11 protein-coding genes are annotated in these 19,707 nt (G+C 74.8%); 7 read left to right on the top strand and 4 right to left on the bottom strand.

The window, feature by feature from the left end; all coding sequences use genetic code 11:
• Positions 1 to 18 precede the first annotated feature (18 nt).
• Entirely contained in the window at positions 19 to 1,479 is a 1,461-nt protein-coding gene (locus WME89_RS50410; RefSeq protein ID WP_438006642.1) for a cellulose binding domain-containing protein, read from the top strand.
• Positions 1,480 to 1,766: 287 nt separating this feature from the next.
• Positions 1,767 to 3,131, top strand: a complete 1,365-nt coding sequence (locus WME89_RS50405; RefSeq protein ID WP_438006641.1) for a hypothetical protein — start codon at positions 1,767 to 1,769, stop codon at positions 3,129 to 3,131.
• A 132-nt stretch (positions 3,132 to 3,263) separates the two neighbouring features.
• Here WME89_RS50405 and WME89_RS50400 read toward each other — a convergent pair whose 3' ends face one another.
• Together WME89_RS50400 and WME89_RS50395 are read right to left on the bottom strand one after the other, a co-directional pair.
• A complete protein-coding gene (locus WME89_RS50400) occupies positions 3,264 to 4,289 on the bottom strand; it encodes a phosphotransferase (RefSeq protein ID WP_438006640.1) in 1,026 nt (341 codons plus the stop codon).
• A 138-nt stretch (positions 4,290 to 4,427) separates the two neighbouring features.
• Positions 4,428 to 4,769, bottom strand: coding sequence for a hypothetical protein (locus WME89_RS50395; RefSeq protein WP_437656213.1), 342 nt, complete (start codon positions 4,767 to 4,769; stop codon positions 4,428 to 4,430).
• 273 nt (positions 4,770 to 5,042) lie between these two features.
• Between WME89_RS50395 and WME89_RS50390 the strand changes: the two genes are divergently transcribed.
• Positions 5,043 to 6,884: a DUF2169 family type VI secretion system accessory protein gene (locus tag WME89_RS50390; RefSeq protein WP_438006639.1), complete on the top strand. Its 1,842-nt coding sequence runs from the start codon at positions 5,043 to 5,045 to the stop codon at positions 6,882 to 6,884.
• A gap of 109 nt (positions 6,885 to 6,993) precedes the next feature.
• Entirely contained in the window at positions 6,994 to 8,439 is a 1,446-nt protein-coding gene (locus tag WME89_RS50385; protein ID WP_438006638.1) for a type VI secretion system Vgr family protein, read from the top strand.
• A 16-nt stretch (positions 8,440 to 8,455) separates the two neighbouring features.
• On the opposite strand, the gene WME89_RS50380 is transcribed toward WME89_RS50385, so the two are convergent.
• Both WME89_RS50380 and WME89_RS50375 read right to left on the bottom strand, forming a co-directional pair.
• A complete protein-coding gene (locus WME89_RS50380) occupies positions 8,456 to 9,664 on the bottom strand; it encodes an STAS domain-containing protein (RefSeq protein ID WP_438006637.1) in 1,209 nt (402 codons plus the stop codon).
• Positions 9,665 to 9,883: 219 nt separating this feature from the next.
• The gene (locus tag WME89_RS50375) at positions 9,884 to 10,039 is read right to left on the bottom strand and encodes a hypothetical protein (protein ID WP_438012097.1); all 156 of its coding nucleotides are present in this window, start codon (positions 10,037 to 10,039) and stop codon (positions 9,884 to 9,886) included.
• Positions 10,040 to 11,045: 1,006 nt separating this feature from the next.
• Between WME89_RS50375 and WME89_RS50370 the strand changes: the two genes are divergently transcribed.
• The 3 genes from WME89_RS50370 (at position 11,046) to WME89_RS50360 (ending at position 19,194) form a co-directional block, all read left to right on the top strand.
• The gene (locus WME89_RS50370; RefSeq protein WP_438006636.1) at positions 11,046 to 12,938 is read left to right on the top strand and encodes an ATP-binding protein; all 1,893 of its coding nucleotides are present in this window, start codon (positions 11,046 to 11,048) and stop codon (positions 12,936 to 12,938) included.
• Entirely contained in the window at positions 12,935 to 18,313 is a 5,379-nt protein-coding gene (locus WME89_RS50365; RefSeq protein WP_438006635.1) for a hypothetical protein, read from the top strand. Before WME89_RS50370 ends, WME89_RS50365 begins: the two co-directional genes overlap by 4 nt.
• Before the next feature lie 281 nt (positions 18,314 to 18,594).
• A complete protein-coding gene (locus tag WME89_RS50360; RefSeq protein WP_438006634.1) occupies positions 18,595 to 19,194 on the top strand; it encodes a DUF488 domain-containing protein in 600 nt (199 codons plus the stop codon).
• Positions 19,195 to 19,707: the final 513 nt, after the last annotated feature.

The raw sequence follows: 19,707 nt of genomic DNA, 5'->3' as shown, positions 1-19,707 counted from the left end.
GCTGGGGCAGTGACGTGCATGCTCGCCGTTCTCGGCGGGTGCATCGTTGCCGCGGACGATGGCTCCGGCGTCTCCGAAGAGGACGAGATTTTCGCCGACGAGGCAGCAGCGGCCGCAGCGGCATCGCAGATGCGCTTCGGTGTTGCGCCGCAGTGGAGCCAGAGCTGGTCGCCGCCCGCGTCCGGGCCGGCCAACGTCGATGTCGTCGCGATCGGCGACTGGCTGATGTCGGGCGGCTTCACCAGCACACATCAGAGCAAGCTCCGGACGATCATCGACAAAGGTAAGACCCCATACTTCTTTGGCTACATCGCCACGGACATGACGAAGAAGGGGCTCGGGTCCAACGACGACTGCGACGGCGTCACGAGCAAGCCGCTGTGCAAGGAGGGCGCGAAGTGGGTCCGCGAGCACAAGACCGAGATCGCGAGCGCCTACAGGGCGGCGGCGGCCAAGATCGGGGAGACCGTCGGGACGCGCGAGGCGCTGATCCACATCGAGCCCGACTGGTACCAGTTCTCCGAGAACGCGCAGGGGTATGAAACCGCCGACACGCGGTACGACCCGCTCACGAAGCTTGAATCCGACGGTATCATGAACAGCATCCTCGGGGCCATCAAGGCTGGCTGCCCGTCGTGCAAGGTGGTCATCGACTTCAGCCCGTGGTTCAGCCACGACAAGACCGCGTGGGCGGATTCCCCGGGCGCGTTCTACGCCGGCTGGGATCGCAGCGTCGTCAAGTACGTCGGCCTCACGGGCAAGCCGTTCCCGTTCACCGAGGGCAAGATCGACAACTTCACCTACAGCCAGATCAGCAGCGCGCTCAACCTGCCGCTCGTCATCGTCGACGCGTACACGTTCGGCGGCGGCCCGATCAACGTCGACTCCACCTGGCTCAACGCGAGCAACGTGGCCAAGGCCGTCGAGATGAACGTCGCGATCGTCATGCTCTCGCAGACAGGCGACGTCGCCGGCTACGACAGGTTCATCGCCTCGGTGAAGGGCAGCAGCAGCTCGAGCAGCTCCACCAGCAGCTCCAGCAGCAGCTCCAGCAGCAGCAGCTCCAGCAGCAGCAGCAGCTCCAGCAGCAGCAGCGGCTCCGGCGGCAGCGGCGGCTCCGGCGGCAGCGGCGGCTCCGGTGGCTCCGGCGGCTCCGGCGGCAGCGGCGGCTCCGGCGGCGGCACCAGCACGGGCGGCGTGCGCGGCGAGCCCAGCAACGTCACTGTCACCGTCACCCCCAACTCGACGTGGACGGGCGGCTACTGCAACAACGTCACCGTGACGGCGGCGGCGGGGACGGGCTCCAACGTGACGTGGAAGGCCTACGTGCCCTCGAAGGGGGCCACGATCACCAGCGTCTGGAACGCCACCAGCAGCACGTCGGGCACCGACTTCGTGTTCGCCGGAACGGGCTGGAGCACCACGGTCAACCCTGGAGGGAGTGTCGGCTTCGGGTACTGCGCGAACGGCTCGCGCTGACCCCTGATCGACGGCGCCGCGCCGACCGACGAGGCGAGCAGCGCCTCCCGGCGGCGCGGCGCGCCAGCCCGCATCGATGCACCTCGCGACGCGGAAGGCGGGAAGGTCCGCCGGCTCTCTCTCTCTAGCTCCCGCCTCCCGTCGCCCTCGCCCGCGTCCCGCTCCTCTTGGTACCGTGGGCGCGCCGTGCCCCCCACCCCGCAGCGCTCCCGCCTCGCCGGCCGCAGCCCGGTCAGGCCCTTCCACGCCGTCGCCCCGCCCGCGCGCCGCGCGCTCCGGATCGCCGTATGCCGCTGAAGCTCCGCGTCACCTGGCGCAACGCGGGCAGCCCGCTGCTGCCCGACGCGCTCTCCGACGTGCAGGCCACGGCGGACGACGCGCCGCTGTCGCTCGCCGGACGGGGCCCGGGGCTGCGCGAGTTCGAGATCCCCGCCGGCGCGGCCCGCGTCGCGCTCAGGGCGCGCTTCTCCGCGGCGTTCAACGCCTTCGAGGACGTCCCCGCCCTCCAGGAAGAGGTCCTCTCGGTCGAGCAGGCCTTCGATGTCGCGGGCGGCGGGGCAGCGCTCCGCCCCGCCGACGACGCGGCGTACGGGCAGGCTCACCCGCTCGTCGACGTCAAGGCGTCGCCGGGCCTCGCGCTCGCGCAGATCAGGACCGATTTCGTCGATATAACGCCGCTCTGGATGGCGTACGCGCAGTACACGGACGAGTACCAGCGCGAGCATCGGCCCGGCACGGAGCTCGTGGCCCTCGGCGCCACCGCGGGTGAGCCGAAGATCTGGTTCGCGAGCGTCCCGGAGGCCTGCAAGGCGCCGCCGGACGCAGGGATCTCGGCCCTCGTCTTCTACCGGCCAGAAGGGTACGCCTACACGCGGATCGACCAGCGACACGAGATGTTCGGGCTGAATCGGTACCTGCTCAGGCCCGACCCGGATCCAGGCGCCTCGTACTGGGCGCGCGACGTGCTCGCGCGCGACCCGCGCGACGAGTCCCGCTGGGTCTATCTCCGCTGCGGCTTCGAGGAGGCGCTCGCCGCGAGCGGCAAGGCGGTCGTCATGCTGCACCCGTGGCCGAGCGGGACAAGCTTCGGCGCCGCGACGACAGCGAGCCTGCCCGGCCTCGCCGAGGCGGCGATCCGGCTCCTGTGGGGCGCGCGGAAGCTCGGCGTCGGCCGGGGCGGGGTCCACCTCGGCAAGCTCGGGCTCGCGGGCTTCAGCGCCGGCGGGCTGCCCCTGTGGCAAGCGCTGGCCGCCAACATGGGACGGGTGAGCGAGGTGTTCGCGTTCGACGCCCGCGGCATCGCCAAGGCCGAGCCCACGATCCTCCGCTGGTACGCCGGCGACGCCACTCGCCGGCTGCGGATGACCGGCGGACACCAGCTCGACGCCAACGCCGCGATCCAGCGGAGGCTCGCGGGCAGCACGGGGGAGGCGCGCGTCTCGAGCCTGCCGCCCGACGAGAGCGGGTATCTCCCCGGCGCCAACCCGCGCTGGGATCACGTGTGCTCCTCGCTCGAGGAGAGCGAGAAGGACGCCTATCTCAGCGCGGACCGGGCATGGCACCAGTTCGCCGTGTACGGCGGCTGGCCGGAGGCCGGCGCGCCACGCGACGTCACCTTCCTCCAGCGTTTCCTCGAGGCGTCGGGCCTCTGAGGAATGCCCTCATTGTGCAGCACTGTTCAGAGGGGAAATCGAACAGGGAGGCGGGGAGACAGAGAGTCTCTTGAAGATTTCCCTCCCCGCCTCCCCGCCTCCCTGTGAATTTTCCGAAGAATCGAGGGGATGTCACGCCGCCGCGATGAGCCGCGCCAGCGCGCGCATGTCCTCGTCGTCCCCGAGGCGCGCGAGCGCGTCGCGCGCCCTCGCCAGCGCGGGCTCCACGTAGCGCAGGTAGCCGGGATCCCCGCCGACGCGGTCGATGAAGACGAAGCGGCCGGCGTCCTTCAGCTTGCGGTGGACCGTGACCACGTCGAACTCCCGGCCGAGCGCGCCGCGCGCCCGCCGGTCGAGCGAGGCGGCGGCCGCGTAGTCGTCGAGGCGGGCCTCGACGAACGGCCGGTCGAGGTCCTGGGCGCTGTCGTTGAGGAGCGTCGCCAGATCGTAGACGCGCGGGCCGAGCAGGGCGTCCTGGAAGTCGAGCCAGGCGATCTCCAGGCCCCCGCCCGGCGCGTCCACGACCATGAGGTTGTGGCCCTGGTAGTCGCGATGGACGAAGCCGCGCGGCCACGCGGCGATTCGCCGGGCGAGGCGCTCCGAGACGGCGTCGAACGCGGCCCGGCCGTCGTCGTCGAGCCGGCGCCCGCGCGCGTCGAGCGCCCACGCGCGGAAATGGTCGAGCTCCCAGCGCAGGAGCGTCGCGTCGAGCGCGCAGGCGTCCACCACCGAGCCGCGCGGGAGCGCCGCGAGCGCCCGCTGCGCCCGGGCGAGGTCGCGCACGGCCAGCGAGTAGACCTCCGCGCGGAGGGCGGGCTCGCGCTCGAGGAAGGCCGCCAGCGTCCGGTCGCCGAGGTCCTCCAGCAGGAGCAGGCCGCGCTCGCAGTCCTCCGCGAGCAGCGCCGGCACCCGGACGCCGCGCTCGCGGAGCAGCGCGTGCACCTCCAAGAACGGCCACCGCGGCGGCGCGGCGCCGCCCGCCGTCGCCTCCCACGCGCCGCTCGGCGCGAACATCGCGACCGCCGTCCCCGCCGGCGTCACGACGCGCAGATAGCGCCGGCCCGACACGCCGCCGCGCAGGGGGACCATCGACGTCGGGAGATGGCCCGTGGCCCGCTGGACGAGCCGGTGCAGGGCGTCGAGGTCGAGCTCGGGCACCCCCTTTCGTACGCCGGCCGGCGGCGCGAGCGCCAGCCTTCATGGCACGAGCGCCAGGCTTTCATGGCGCCCGGCGAGAGGCCCGGCAGCGCCGCCCGCCACGAGCCGTCCCGGCCCTCGAGCGCGACCCCGCGCGCCTCAGCAGGCGCCGGCGCAGCCGTCGGCGCTGTTGAACCAGAGCCCGCCCGAATCCTCACACGCGCTGCGGTCGTACTTGCCCGTACAGCAACGCTCCTCGCTCTCGCACACCTTGGCGACGCTCTCGCCGCTCCGGAAGCAGCATCTCCGGCTCTCGGGATCCTCGGGCGCGGAGGCCGCATCCTCGAGCGCGGCCGGATCGCCGGGCGCGGTCGCCTTCTCGATGACCACCGGCACCGCGGGCGCGACCAGCGTCGCCACCGTGTCGCAGCCGAACGAGCCAATCATGACGAGGACGGCGAGCGCCGATCCCAGCGCACGAGCGGTTCCAGCCAGCTTCATGACGTCCGTGCGTCGCATGGGCGCAGTGCGGCGGCAAGTTCATGCGCTCGGATCCCCGCGCGCTGGCCTGCATCGCGCTCGCCACGGGGCCAGCCCTCAGCGGCCCTCGAGCGCTCGGGGCGCGCCGGCGTGCAGGGGCGCGCCGGTCCAGAGGGGCGCGCCGGCATGCAGGAGGGCCGCCGCGCGTGGATCATTCCGCAGGCGGCATGAAGCGGGGGGCGCGACGTGGGAACGGCCGGGGTCAGGACTGCGGCTGTGCTATGACTCGCGGGCATGGCGAACCGTGCGATCGCGCCCGAACAGGTCACGCCGCTGGACGGAGCAGCAGCCACCGCCGTCGCCTGGCGCAGCCGGGGCCAGCTCCGCGTCACCGTGATCGTCAAGGCCACCTTCGCGTTCGCGGCCGACGCCGAGATGCCGAGGGTCGAGCCGCAGCCGGTCCTCCCCGGAGAGGTCCATCACGGCAACAACCCCGGGCGCAGCGTCAGGCTCACGAGCGATCTGGCGCCGCACCTGGACCGCGCCGACGTGCTCTTCACCGGCCACGCCCACGCGCCGCCGCCGGGCGCGCCCGTGCAGTCGTTGCCTGTGCGACTCGTGATCTCCGACGAGGGCGGGGTCGTCCTCGACAAGGAGCTCCTCGTCCAGGACAGGGCTGGATTCCAGCGGATGCCGCTCGTGTACGAGCGGGCGCTCCGCGGGGAGAACGACCAGGAGAACTTCCTCGGCGTGCGGGCGACGGGGGATCCCGCCGATCCCGAGGCGAACATCATCGATCCTCTCCAGCCGGCGCGCGCGGCCGGCTTCGGCCCCATCGCGCGCGCCTGGCCCGCGCGCAAGCGGCTGCTCGGGGCGACGCCGCGCAAGGCGCTCGACGCGCCGATCGCCGAGCTCCCCGACGCCTTCGACTGGTCCTATTTCCAGGCGGCGCCCCCCGATCAGCGGGTGCGTCCCCTGCGCGGCGGCGAGTGGATCGAGCTCCACGGGCTCCACCCCACCGCGCCTCGCCTGCGGATGCAGCTGCCCGAGGCGCGCGGTCGCGCGCGCATTCACGGCCTCTCCGCCTTCGGCGTGGGCGAGGGCCAGCCCCTCGACCTCATCGCGGACACGCTGCGCATCGACGGCGACGAGCAGCGGTGCACGGTCGTCTTCCGCGGCAGCTTCCCTGTCCCGGACGAGGCCGCGCTCGCCGCGGTCGCCATCCTGGCGGGCGTCGAGCTCCCCAACGCGCCGCTCGCGTGGCCCGAGCGGCCCCCGGAGCGGGGCGCCGCGGCCCGCGAGCCCGCCGGGGCTGGCGCGGCGGCCGGCCGCGCGCGCGGCGCGGACGACGAGGGCCTCGGCGCGACCCAGGCCGCTCCGGCCGCCGGGGGGCGCACGATGAGCCTCGCGGACGGCGTCGTGGCGGCGGGAGCCCTCGCCTGGGCGGCGGCGGTCCCGTTTCGTCCCGGGGCCGCGCCCGACGAGCTCGCCGGGCACGCCGCGGGCTCGGGGGCGCCGGGGCCCCGGCTCGACACAGGGACCGTCTCGATCTCCTTCTCGGACGACGGCCCCGAGGCGTCGCCCGCCGTGACGATGTCCTTGCTCCCCGAGCAGGACGACAGCGCGGCCGAGCAGCCGGCGCTCCCGTTCCATCCGGCGCCTCCGGGCGCGGCGCTGCCTCCGTCGTTGACCCCGCGGGAGCCGCTCGCGGCGGACGACCGCGTGGGCTCAGGCACGCTCGCGCTCCCGTCCGACGACGCCTCCGACGATGCCTCCGACGATGCCTCCGACGATGCCTCCGACGATGACTGGGGGGCGAGCGACGGCGCGCCGGAGGGCTCCGCGTCCATCGGGCTCGCGGTCGCCCCGGAGCCCGCGCCCGCGCGCCGGGAAGCCGCGGAGCTCCCGGACGCCCCGCCGCCGGAGCTCGCGCCGCCTCCGCCGCGATCCGAGCCCCCGCCGCCGCCGCGGCCGGTGATCAGCGCCTCGCCGGCGCGCTCTCCGGAGCCTGACGAGCCGCGGGCAGCTCCGCCGCCGCCGCCCCGGCCGCCTCCGCCGCCGGAGCGCCCGGCGCTGCCGACCCCGTCACCTTCTCTCAGAAGGAGCCTTTACGAACGGTTCGATCGCAAACGGTAGCTGACGATGGCGCGCCGAGCTCGCCTCGGCGATCGCGCCGGGCGCCCGGAAAGAGGGCGCCTGGCGGCACGAGACCCTCTCCCACGGCACGGTGGATGGAGCTGCGACGATGACCAAATCCGATTCGCTGGACATTCGAGTGGAGATCGCCGGCTTCTCGTCCGACATCCTCCAGGTCCACAGGCTGTCGGGGCGCGAGGCGATCTCGCAGCTCTTCTCGTTCGACCTCGAGGTCGTCTGTCCGAGCGAGGCCGCGGTCGAGGGCAAGACGTTCATGGGCGAGGAGGTCGCGGTCGTCTTCGAGCAGGACGGGGCCGAGCTGCGGCGCATCCACGGCATGGTCGCGGAGGTGCGCGACCTGCTCGCGAGCATGCTCGAGCACCGGGCGTACCGGCTGCGCATCGTCCCGCGCGCCTTCCGGCTGACGCTGGTCGAGACCACGGAGATCTCGATGAACAAGGCGGTGCCGGAGCTCATCAAGGAGAAGCTCGAGCTCGTGGGCCTGAGCGGGAGCGACGTGGATTTCAGGCTCATGGCCAGCTACCCGCCGCGCGAGTTCACGGTGCAGTACCAGGAGACCGACTTCGCCTTCATCTGCCGTCTGGCCGAGCACGTCGGGATCAGCTTCTTCTTCGAGCACCAGGACGGCCAGGACACGATGGTCTTCACCGACAGCAGCAGCGGCTTCAAGCCCGCGGCCGGGGCGGAGTCCGTCCATTTCCGCGAGCGCGGAGAGACCCGCGACGTCTTCGAGATCGAGGCGCGGTCACGGCTCGTCCCGAGCGTGTTTGTCGCCCGCGACTACAACTACCGGCAGCCGATGCTCGACCTGACGTCGGAGCACGTCCTCCCTGCCGGGTATGCGGGCGGCGTGGTCGAGTTCGGCGGGCATTACAAGACCCCCGCCGAGGGGAAGGTGCTGGCGCAGATCCGGGCCGAGGAGCGGCAGGCGACGCAGCTCGTCTATTCGGGCAAGAGCTCGCTGTGCGCGCTCGGCGCGGGCGGGCGGTCGTTGCTGGAGGGGCACCCGCACCTCGAGGGGCTGGACATGCTCCTGGTGGAGGTGGAGCACCGCGTGACGCAGTCCGCCGGCGGCCGCGGCGCCGAGGAGCCGCAGCGGTACGTGAACACGTTCCGCGCCATCCCGGGCCAGAACACGTACCGTCCGCCGCGCGTCACGCCGGTGCCCCGGATCAGCGGCGTGGTCACCGGCATCGTCGACGCGGGGTCGGGCGGCGGGGGCAGCACCGCGGAGATCGACGATCAGGGCAGGTACATGGTCCGGTTCCTCTTCGACACGGGGCCTGCGGGCGGCGCGCCGTCGAGGCCGGTGCGCATGCTCCAGAACCACGCCGGGGCGAACTACGGCACGCATTTCCCGCTGAAGCCCGGGACCGAGGTGCTCATCGCCTTCGTGAACGGCGACCCCGACCGGCCGGTCATCGTGGGCGCCGCGCCCAACCCGCTGACCCCCTCTCCGGTGAACAGCGCCAACCGCACGACGCACCGGATCAAGACGCAGGGGGGCATCATCTTCGACCTCGTGGACGAGTGAGCCGCGCGAGCGCCGCTCAGGGCGCCGGCTTCCCGGCCGGCGTCGGGCCCTGGGCGAGGGAGGCGCCCTGGGCGCGGGTCATGGCGCGGATGGCGTAGTTGAGCGCGGCGCGCAGGTTGCGTTGCGTGTTGAGCTGGGAGAGGTCGAGTCCGAGCGCGACCATGGTCTGGGCGACATTCGGCTTGATGCCGGCGACGATGCCGTCCGCGCCGAGGAGGCGGATGGCGGTGATGAGGTCGATCAGGTGGCTGGCGACCTGGGTGTCGACGACCTCGACGCCGGTGAGGTCGAGGATGGCGAAGCGCGCGCGCGTCTCGACGATCTTCGAGAGCAGGCTGTCCATGACCTCGGCGGTGCGCACGCTGTCGACGGTGCCGACCATGGGGAGCGTGAGCACGCCGTCCCAGACCTCGATGATGGGCGTGGAGAGATCGCGGATGACCTTCTGCTGCGCGGCGATCTGGTCGAGCTGGAGGCGCAGCTCCTTCTCGACGAGCCTGGAGTCCGACACGTCGAGCGAGACCCCGAGCACGCCGTCGACGTGTCCGCCGGGCTCGCTGCGGAGCGGGATGAGCCAGTTGTCCCAGTCGGCGCCGTGCGCCTCGCCGCGGCCGCGGCGCACCTGGCCGTCGTACCATTGCCGCAGCGCAGCCGCGTCCATCATGCCCGCATAGATGTCGAGGATGCTGCGCCCGACGTGCTGCCCCGGCTTCAACCCGGCCTTCGCGACCGCCTTGCCCTGGTGATAGAGATAGATGCCGTCGTCGTCGAGCGCCCATATCGTCATGGGGTCCACGTGCTCGGCGATGCCGTCGAGGATGCGCGCCTTGAGCCGGAGCGTCTCCAGCTCCTGCTCGGCGGCTGCCGGCTCGACCGCGGCGACGGCCGGCTCGGCCCGGAGCGAGCCGAGGACGGCGCTGCGATCGGACGACCGTCGGGCGCTGCAGGTCAGGCGCCGGTAGGACCCGCCGCCGTCGCGCAGGCGAACGCTGAAGGAGACGGGCTCATCCGACCCGAGGAGCGCCGACCAGGCCGCCGAGAGCGCGGCGCGGTCGTCCGGGTGCGCGAGCTCCGCGAGGGGCGCGCCGCCGTCCACCTCGAGGCCCAGCGCTTCCCGCAACCCGCCGCTCGCGTGGAGCAGCGCTCCCTCGGCGGAGGCAATGAAGAGCAGTTCGGGAGAATGGGCGAAGAGCTCGCCGAGCAACGCGCCAGGGGCAGGGTCCATCAGGCTCACATGTCCTCGAAGCAGAGGGGGGGAACATACCGCGGGCGATGCACGTCGGGGAAGCGCTCCGAGGCCGCACTGCGGTCGTGCCGTGGGCGCGCGGCCTCATCGACGTCAGCGCTGCCGGTCTTGCGCCTCGTGAGGCACGACGGCGTGCCAGCTCACGCCCACGTGATCTGCGCCAAGGTGAGCCGACAGCGGCCGCGCTTCGGCTTACCTTCAGCGTACCTGCTCCGGAGGGTCGCGGGTCGCGGATCTGGTGACAGGCGTCGAGCCGGGGGGCTCCACGTAGTCGCCGTAGGACAGGCCGTCGTCGCGCAGGATGTTGCAGTCGGACCAGAGCTTCTGGACGATCTGCACGGAAGGGTTCGACACGTTCAGATGGCCATTTTCGACTCGAAGCAGACGCGCTGGATGAACTCGCCGTGAAGTGGATCGAAGTCCTTGTCCGTCGTGATCAGCGTTGCGGATGACGACCACCGTATCGAGCAGAACGAGGCCGGTCATGAGAGGTCTTTGATCGCCTGGTCGAGCTCCTCGTCCGTCTCGTCGCCAGGCTTCCCGAGGATCGCATCGATGCCGGTAGTAGCGGTCTGCGGTCTGTGGAGAGCTCGTGGATCGAAGCGACGGCCGGAGATGGGCTCTGGGACCTTCGATCAGAAGCTGGAGACCCCCCCTCTCCATCCTCGATCCTCTCGGCGTCGAGCCGAAGGACGCGCCCTGAAGGCCGGTACACCGCCCGGCCATGGACCAGGACTCGACGGTTCAGGAGGACGCCGACAGCATCGACGCTCGCCCCGGTGAGCACGCCCCGGATTTCCTCTCCGTCGTCGAGCTTGATCGCGAAGGTTGGGCTGGAAGGACGACGCGAGGTGAAGTTTACGGATATTCTCGACGGTTTCGCACAGTTTATTGAACGGCAGCAAGCCACACTCGCCACATGTGCGAGAGAAGCTATTCAGCCGGAGGAACCGGGTGGCATGGCGGCGCCTGAGCACGCGGCGCCCCGGATGTGAGCCGAGAGCTGGTGGGGCAGCCAGCCATCAGAAAAAGAGGAGCGAGGCGCCCGAGAGCCGCCAAGGGGGTCTCGAGAGCCGCCAAGGGGGTCTCGAGAGCCGCCAAGGGGGTCTCGAGAGCCGCCAAGGGGGTCTCGAGAGCCGCCAAGGGGGTCTCGAGACCGGCCGCAGCGGTCTGGAGACCCGCACGAGCCCCTCTCCACGAGGTCGAGACCCGCCGCGGCGAGCGCCGGACCCGAATCCCCGATGAGCAGACCAATCACTCCGCTGCCCAGAACTCCGGCTCACTCGGAAGAACTCGACCCCGGCGCTCGCCGGGCCCCTTCAGATCCCGGCTGCCCTGTGTGTTAGCCTCGCAGAGCGCCATGGCCCCCTACCGCTCCTTCCGAGAGGACCGTGCCGCGCCCCCGGCCCCGCCCCCAGGCCCCGTGGCCGACATGGTGCAGCAGTTCGCCGATCCCTACGCCTTCCTCCGCGAGCTCGTGCAGAACGGCATGGACGCAGGCGCGCGCAAGATCGCCGTGCGCGTCGAGACGCTGCCCGGCGCGTGCGCCACCTCGGTCACCGACGACGGGTCCGGCATGCGCCGCGAGGACATCGAGGGACCCCTGCTCACCCTCTTCAGCTCGTCCAAGGAAGGCGACACGAGCAAGATCGGCAAATACGGCGTCGGCTTCGTCTCCGTGTTCGCCATCCAGCCGCAGCAGGTCGACGTCGAGACGTGGCGCGACGGACAGGCATGGCGCCTCCGGCTGCGCAGCGACACGAGCTACGAGCTCGAGGACGCCGGCCCGCGCGCGGGCAGCGGCACGCGGGTGACCCTGCTCCAGCGGCTCAGCCGGGAGGCGTTCGTGGAGCACGCGCGCCGCGCCCAGGCCGCCCTCCGCCGCTGGTGCCGCCACGCCGAGTGCGAGATCGCACTCAGCATCGCCGACCACGAGGGCAACTCCAGGGCGAGCCTGGAGCGCATCGACACCCCGCTCGCCGTCGCGGCGGCCGTGTCCGTGACCGCCGTCGAGGACGAGACCACCTTCGTGGTCGGCCCCTCCGCCGGCGCACACCACATCGAGCTGCCCGCCAGCGCCGAGAACGCCGCGGAGCACGGCCAGAGCTTCGCCGGCTTCTACAACCGCGGCCTCACCCTGTTCGAGACCGCGGACGAGCTCTTCAACGGCCTCTCGGGCGTGCGCTTCAAGGTGATGAGCCCGCGCCTCCAGCACACCCTGAGCCGCGACAACGTGCGCCGCGACGACGCCTTCTGGGAAGCGCTCGCCCGCGTGCGCGAGCTCGTCAAGGGCCCGCTCCGGCGCGAGCTCGCCGCCCGCCTCCCGCAGGCGGCCGCCGCCGCCGCGACGACCGCCGCCGAGCGCGCCGCCACCACCGCCGCCGAGCGCGCCGCCTCCACCGCCGCCGAGCGCGCCGCCTCCACCGCCGCCGAGCGCGCCGCTGCCTACGCCGCGATGCTCGAGGCGGCGCTGTCGCCGCCGACAGCGCTCGATCCGGACGAGATCCCGTTCCCGCTCGCGAGCGCCGTCGAGGGCGACCGGGCGCGCGCCGGCCTGCGGGCCCTCGCGCCAGGGCGCGAGCCGCTGCTCGTCGCCGAGCGCGCCGACGCGCTGACCGAGGCGATGGCGCGCGCCGGCCTGCCCGTCGTGCTGTGCAACCACCCCGCGACGGTCGCGCTGCTCCAGCGGTGCTTCCCGGAGGCGCGCATCGAGGAGGCGCGCGCGGCCTACCTGCTCGTGCGCGAGGAGCCAGAGAGCGCCCGCGAGGCCGACGCGGCGCTGCTCCAGGTCGTCGCCAGGGCGCTCGCCCGCGCCCGGCACGGCGTCGCCCGCGTGAGCCTCTGCCAGATCGAGGGCGCCCTCCGGCAGCGCGGGGCGATCCTCCTGCCCGCCGACGGCGAGCGCAGCGGCCCCCACCAGAGCTGCCACGCGGCGCGCGACGTCGTGCGGCGCGCGGCGCGCTTCCGGCCCGGGCACGCCCTCTACCTCAACGTCGCCAGCGACACCGTGGCGCTCGCGCGCCGGCGCGCCGCCGTCGACCCGGTGACCGCCGGCAACCTGCTCGCCCGCGCGCTGCTCGTGGAGGCCAAGGGGCCGCTCGACCCCGACGACAGCGACCGGCTCCTCGACCTCTCGGCGAACCCGCCGCCGCTCGCGGGCGCGGCGCGCGGCGCCAGGGCGGCCGCGAGCGACGCGAAGGCGCCCGCGCGCGGCGAGGGCGGCCCGCCACGAGGACGGGGGCTGCCGCCGTGAGCCGGATCGTCGCCCGCGGCGCGATCCGCGTCGATGCCCGCCGCGCCGTCCAGAAGCTCCGGGAGCACCTGCTCGTCGACCTGGACTACTACCTGCTCGAGCTCGTCCGGGCCGCCGCGGCCGGCGGCGCGACCCAGATCGACCTTTGCTACGACGCCGACGACGTCGTGCTGACCTTCGACGGGGAGCCGCTCGACGCGCCCATCCTGACGCGCCTGCTCGACCACGTGCTCAACGCCGCGCCAGACGCCGCGTCCCGGCGGCTCCGCCTGCTCGCGCTCGGCGTGAACGCGGCGCTCGGGCTGCGCCCGGCGCGCGTCGACCTGCTCACGACGGGCCGCGGGCCGTCCGGCGACGCCCCCGAGGCGACGTGCACGCGCGTGCGCTTCACGCCCGCCCTGCTCGAGGCGCCCGCCGAGGCGTTCGCGCCGGCCGCCGCCCCGGCCTGCGACGAGGTGCCGCGGCCGCCCGGGATGCCCGCCGCCGGCCTGCGCATCGAGGTGCGGCGGCGGCTCGGCTGGTCGGTGCTGCGCCGGGCGATCACGGGCGACACGCCGCCCGAGGTCGACCACCTCGCCGCGGCCACGGGCGACTTCCCGATCCCGATCACGATCGAGGGCGAGCCGCTCCGCCGCGCGCCCCCGGGCGGCCACCCCGAGGTGCTCGTGCGCGTGCCCTTCCACGTGCGCGGCGCGCGCCGCGCGGCGCTGGAGGTCCTCGCGCCCCCGGAGAGCGCGCGCGACGCGGCCCTGTCCGCGCCGCTGTCCGCGCCGCGCTCCGCGCCGCTGTCGTCGCCGCTCTCCACACCCCTCGCCGCGCCGCTGTCCACGCGGCTCTCCACGCCCCTCCCCGCCCCCCTCTCCGGCCTGCCCGCCATCGACTACCTCGAGCACGGCGTGCGGCTCGTCCGCGAGCGGTGGAGCTTCGCCCCGCGGTTCCCCTCGGCGCCCTACCAGGGGGTCGAGCTCCCGGTCCGCGTCGTCGCCGACGCCGACGAGCTGCCCACCAACGCGTCGCGCTCGGCGCTGCGCGAGGACGCGCCCCTCTGCGCAGAGCTCCGCCACGCCGCGGCCGCCGCGCTGCTCGACGCCATCGCGGCGCTGTCCGCGGTCGTCTGCGGCGTGGGCGCGGTCCCCGAGGGCGCGCTCGTCCTCGGCGAGGACCGCGGCCTGCTCGAGGACGCGCTCGCCGCCTTCGCGTGCGTCGCGACCGGCGCCGCGCGCGCGGGCGCGGCGCTGCCCGCCGCGGCGCAGGCCGTGCGCGCGCTCCCGCTGCTCCGCGACGGGCACGGGCGGCCGCTCTCGCTCGCGTCGCTCGACGCGCGCGCCGCGACGCCCCTCTTCGTCTGGCGCGGCAGCGCGGCGCTCCCGGAGGAGCTGTCCCCCTGGGCCGACGACGTGATCTGGTGCCGCGGAGGCCTCGTGGATCGCGCGCTCGCGGGGCTCCCGCTCGCCGACGCCGAGGCCATGGTCGAGCAGGCGAAGCTCGGCGCCGAGCGCCGCAGGGCGTTCCTGCGCCACGCGACCGGCGAGCCCGTCGTGCCGCCCGCCCCCGAGCACGCGCTCCGCGCCGCCTTCGACGTGGGCGAGGGGCCGCTCGCCGGGCTGCGCGGCGAGCTCGCCGTCTTCGCGGACGACGGCAAGGCGCGGCGCAGGGCCGAGGTCCGCGTGTTCGTGGAGGGGCGGCACCTCGAGACGGTCGAGCTCGACCCGGCCGCCGTCCCCCTGCCCGTCGAGATCGCGCTCGCGTGGGAGCGGCGCGTGCGGCCGCGCTTCTCGTACGACGGCGTCGAGCGCGACGAGCGCTTCTGGCGCGCGGTCCGGCACGCCCTGCACGTCGCGATCGCCGCCGCCGACGCCGAGGCGCGGCGGGTCTTCGGCCTGCGCGCCGCGCAGCCAGGCATGCCGCTGCCCGCGGCGCCGCCCGAGAGCGAGCTCGAGCGCCTGCGGCCCCCGCTGCGCGCCGCGATCGGCGCGCTGTTCTGCGCCCCGCAGCGCCTCGGCGGCGGCGGCGCGGAAGGCGGGCCGGACGGCGGCCGCGGCGCGGCGCCCCGCCGCGGCGACGACCTCGCGCCCTCGGCCTTCAGCGCCCTCCTGGAGGCGCGGCTCTGGCCGATGCTCACGACGGGCCGGTTCATGAGCCTGAAGGGCCTCGGCGCGCTCGCCCGGGCGTCGCGCGGCCTCTGCGTCGCGCCGCCGGAGGCGCGGGGGCGCGCGGCCGACCGGCGGCCAGTGCTCGCCGCCACGCAGCGCGAGCTCGACTGGCTCGCCGCCGCGCTCCCGGAGTGCGAGCTCGTCCCCTACACCGCGGGGCTCTTCACGGACGACGAGCTCGCGGCGCGGGCACCGGCGCGGCGGCGCGCGCTCGCGGCGTCCCTGGAGAAGGTCGCGGGGCCCCGCGCCGCCGGCGCGCCGATCATCGAGGTCAGCGGCGCCGGGTTCCTCGCGCTCGCCACGCCGGGCGACGCGACGGTCGAGGCGTGGCACCACGCGTCGCAGCCGCTCGCCACGCTCACGGCTGCCGAGACCGCGCCGCTGCTCGGGCCCGTGGTCGTCGCGATCGACGACGACGCGGCCGTGCCCGGCAGGGCCTGGAGCGGCCTCCTGTCGCCGCGCAACGAGGCCGCCGTCCACGAGGTCGAGCGCGCGCTCTGCGAGGCGCTCGTGGCCGCGCTGGAGGGCGACGCCGCCGCGCGCGCGCGGCTCGGCATGGAGGGCGACCCGCTCCGCGCGCGCGGGGGCCGGCCGGGCTCGCGCGCGGTCGCCTACCTCCTCGACTGCGCGCGGGCGCTCGCGGCCCTGGCGCGGCGCGCGCCCGTCGAGGCGAGCCTGGGCGAGCTCGCGGCGCGCATCCGGCGCCTGCCGCTGCTCGTCATGCTCGACGAGCGCGGCGAGGAGGCCACGTGCTCGCTCGAGATCCTCGACCGGGCGCACCCGGCACCGGCGCCGATCCCGGTGCTCGACGCGGCGCCCGGCTTCGAGACGCTCTCCTGGCACCCGATCCTCGCGCGCAGCGAGCGGGAGCGCGCCGCGCTGATGCGGTGGGCAGGCGGCCGCGTCCTCCTGGCGCAAGGCGCGGTGCCGGCGCGGCGGCGGCGCGCCGCCGCCGAGCAGGAGCGCCGCGCCGCCGCCGGGCAGGAGCGCCGCGCCGCCGCGGAGCGGCCGCAGCACGAGCGCCGCGCCGCCGCGGAGCGGGCGCAGCCAGGGCCCGGCGCGCGCGGAGACGCCGCCGGCGCTCCGCGCGCCCCGCTCGCGCTGCCGGGCGCCCCGCCGCACCCGCGGCTGCGGATGAGCCTCGCCGCGCTCGGCGTCCAGGAGGTCGAGGGCGAGCTCGAGATCATCGAGGGGCCGGAGTCGGATGTCCGCCTCGTCGGCCCCGACGGCGTCGAGCGGCGCGCGGAGGTGGAGCTCCCGATCCCGCTGCGCATCCTCGCGCGCACCGCCGCGGCGGACCCGCCGAGGGACGAGGTGCGCGCGCTGCTGACGCGCCTCGCGAAGGCCGCGGGCCGCCGCCTGATCTCGCTCGCGCCGCGCTTCGACGAGCTGCCGCCGTTCGCCCGGAGCCACGCGCGCCGCGCGGTCCTGAGGACGCTGGCCCAGGGCAAGCGCGTCGTCGCGGACGCCGCGAGCGCGCGGCTCTTCCACGATATCGACGGCAACGCGCTCTCGCTCGACGATCTCCGGCGCGATCCGCGGGCCGAGTGGCTGTGCACCGCCACGCCGCCGCCCTACCCGAAGCAGCGCTACGGCCGGCCGGTCCTCGCGCTGAGCAGGCCCGAGCGGCTGCAGCTCGCGACCGCCGTGCTCGTGAAGGACATCACCGACGCCGTGGCGCGCGACCGCGCGGCCGAGGAGCGCCTCGCCGCGCCGCCGCTCGCCGCCGTCGGCCTCGACGCGGCCGCGCGCGCGGCGTGCCTCGCCGTGTTCCCCTTCGAGGAGCAGGCCGGCGCGCAGGAGGGCGCGCGCCCCGCGTACGGCGAGATCGGCCTGCTCGCCCCGGAGCACGCGGCCGCGGCGGGGATCGCGGTTCACGTCGGGCGCCGCCCGCTCTGCGCGCTCGACGCGGGCGACGGGTGGCCCCTGTGCGCGGCGATCAACGACGACGCGCTCGAGCCGAACCGCACCTTCGACGGGCTCAAGGCGGGCGCGGACGCGGCGAGGCTCCGGCAGGCCGTGCGCGACGCCGCCGCGCGGTGGCTGCGCGCGCGGCTCGCGCCGCCCGAGGACGCGCTCGCGGCGCGGTGGATCGACGTCGCCACCACCTTTCACCGCCCGCTGCTCGTGACCGGCGCGCTCTGGCTGCCGGCGCGCTGGCCGCGCGCGCCGCGGGTGCTCGTCGCCGCGCCGTCCGCGGAGATCCTCGGCCAGGGCGCGGCGCGCGTCGGCTTCACGCCGCGCGCGCTGCGCTCCGGGATCGACGCGGACGGCGTGGTCGGGCTCGCGCCGGTCGAGGGCGTGCTCCTCGTCTGGCCGCTGCACGAGGCGCGCTGGGACGCCGTCGCGGAGCTCGCGCTGGAGGCCGCGGCCTCGATGGCGGCAGAGCTCTCGGACGAGACCGCCGCCGCGCCGTACCTGTGGAACCTGCACCTGCTCGGCCGCCTCTCCGGCGGCAAGCTCGCCGCGCGGACCGCCGCCGGGGAGAGCGTCGGCCCGGAGGCGGTCCGCGCCGAGCTCTCTGCGAAGGGCTGTCTGTGGCTCACCGATCGCCGCGGGAGCGCGGAAGGCGACTTCCCCGAGCGGCCCCCGGCCTTCGTGCTGCTCGACGACGGCTCGCCGCTGGTCGAGGTGCTGAGCCACCGCGCCGTCCCCGGCGCGCTGCGCGGGCTCGGCGCCGCCGCAGCGCTGCCGGCCCCGGCCGGTGAGGCCGCGCCGGAGCTCGATGGCGCCGCCGGGGACGGCGCGTCCGCCGGCGCGCCATCCCCGGCGAACGCAGGCGGGACCGGCGGCGCGGCTGCCGCGGCCGCGCCGCCCGACTCGAGCGGCGCGCGGGCCTGGGTGGGCGCGCTGTGGCGCAGCGTCCGCGGCCTCATCGGCGGCGGCGCGGCGCCCGAGCCGCAGGACGTGTCGGTGGGGAGCCCGCTCGCGGCGGCGCTGCGCGAGGCGATCGTCGAGATGGGCCTGGAGGGGTCCCCGGTCCGCGCCGTCGTCGAGAGCCGCTCCGGGAGACCGGTCCGTTACGACGCGAGCCGCAGCCACATCGTCCTCAACACCGAGCACGAGGCGCTCGCGTGGCTGCGCCCCCGCGGCGCGCCCGACCCCGCGGCCGTCGCGCTGCTGGCGGCGGCCGCCGTGAGCGAGGTGAACCGGGCGCTCAAATCGGTCACCGACGCGGAGGAGCGCCGGGCGCTCGATCACCTGCTGCGCTCGATGGGCTAGGGCACCGATCAGGTCGAGACGCGCGGGAATGAAGAGATTTGAACCACAGAGGCACAGAGGACACAGAGGAACGACAAAGAAATTCTGTGCCCTCTGTGCCCTCTGTGCCCTCTGTGCCCTCTGTGCCTCTGTGCCTCTGTGCCTCTGTGCCTCTGTGGTTCATTCTCTCGGGGTTTCAGCCGGTTCGGTGTCCTGGAGCCGCTGCTGCGCTCGATGAGCCAGCGTGCCGCCCTCCGATCCGCCCGTTGCTCGCGGGCCGCCCGGGCGCAAAGCTCTCTCCCGTGGACACCGTCTTCACCGTCGGCCACGGCACCCGCAGCCTGGAAGAGCTCGTCGAGCTGCTCGGCGAGGGACCGGCCGACACGCTGGTCGACGTCCGCAGGTTCCCGGGCTCGAGCCGGTCGCCACACCTGGCCCGCCCCGCGCTCGCCGAGGCGCTGCCGCCGCTCGGGGTGACCTACGTCTTCCGCGGCGACACCCTGGGCGGCCGGCGGACCGGGCGGGACGACTCGCCCCACGTCGCCTGGGAGAACCCGAGCTTCCGGGCCTACGCGGATCACATGGAGACCGACGCCTTCCAGCGCGCGCTCTCCGAGGTCGAGGCGGAAGCCCGGGCCGGCCGGCGCCTGGCCCTCATGTGCGCCGAGACGCTCTGGTGGCGCTGCCACCGCCGCCTCATCGCCGACGCCCTCGTCGCCCGCGGCCTCGCCGTCGTCCACCTGCTCGGCCCCGGCGCGCGGGCCCCGCACGCGCTGAACCCCGCCGCCCGGCCCGACGGCGCCGGCCACCTGATCTACGACGTCGGCGCCCAGCGCGCGCTGCCGCTCGGCCCGGGCGCGCTGGCGCCAGGCAAGCGCGCTCGCCCGCGCCGCGTCCGGTGATCGCCCCGGGCGCCGCTCCCCTCCAGCCGCCCGGCGCGGCGCGCCGCCGGGCAGCGGTCTCGGCGCGCGGGGGGGAGCTCGCATGAAGGTGGGAAGATCCTTGGTATTTTCCTCCCGTCTCCCGCCCTCCCGCGCTCGCCGTCTCGCGGGCTCACCGCCCGCCACGAGGTGCATGCGCGCCGGGTCCTGCGCTCCACTGCGCGCATGATCCTGGGCGGCGCGGCGCGGATGACGGAGAAGATCGCTGCGGTGGCGGGACGCGTGGCTGCCCCTCGGCGCCGCGCTCACGCAGCGGGAGCCGGCAAAGCGCCGCGAGGTCTGGGTCCTCCTCGCGCGCGACGAGCCGCCGGCGCACGCCGGCTGGGCCGCCGCGCTCGACCTCCGCTATCGATGGCCGCTCGCCGGCGCGGATCGCAGGGCCGTGAGATATGTGACAGAGCACCAAGATCGCCCGGCACCGAGTAGGGTATCGCCTGAATAAAACGCGGCTCGCTCGACTGCCGTTTTCGATGA

It is taken from the genome of Sorangium sp. So ce321 (genome assembly GCF_051530195.1).
In the GTDB taxonomy this organism is placed as follows: Bacteria; Myxococcota_A; Polyangia; order Polyangiales; family Polyangiaceae; genus Sorangium.
This window is presented reverse-complemented; position numbering and strand designations above follow the sequence as displayed.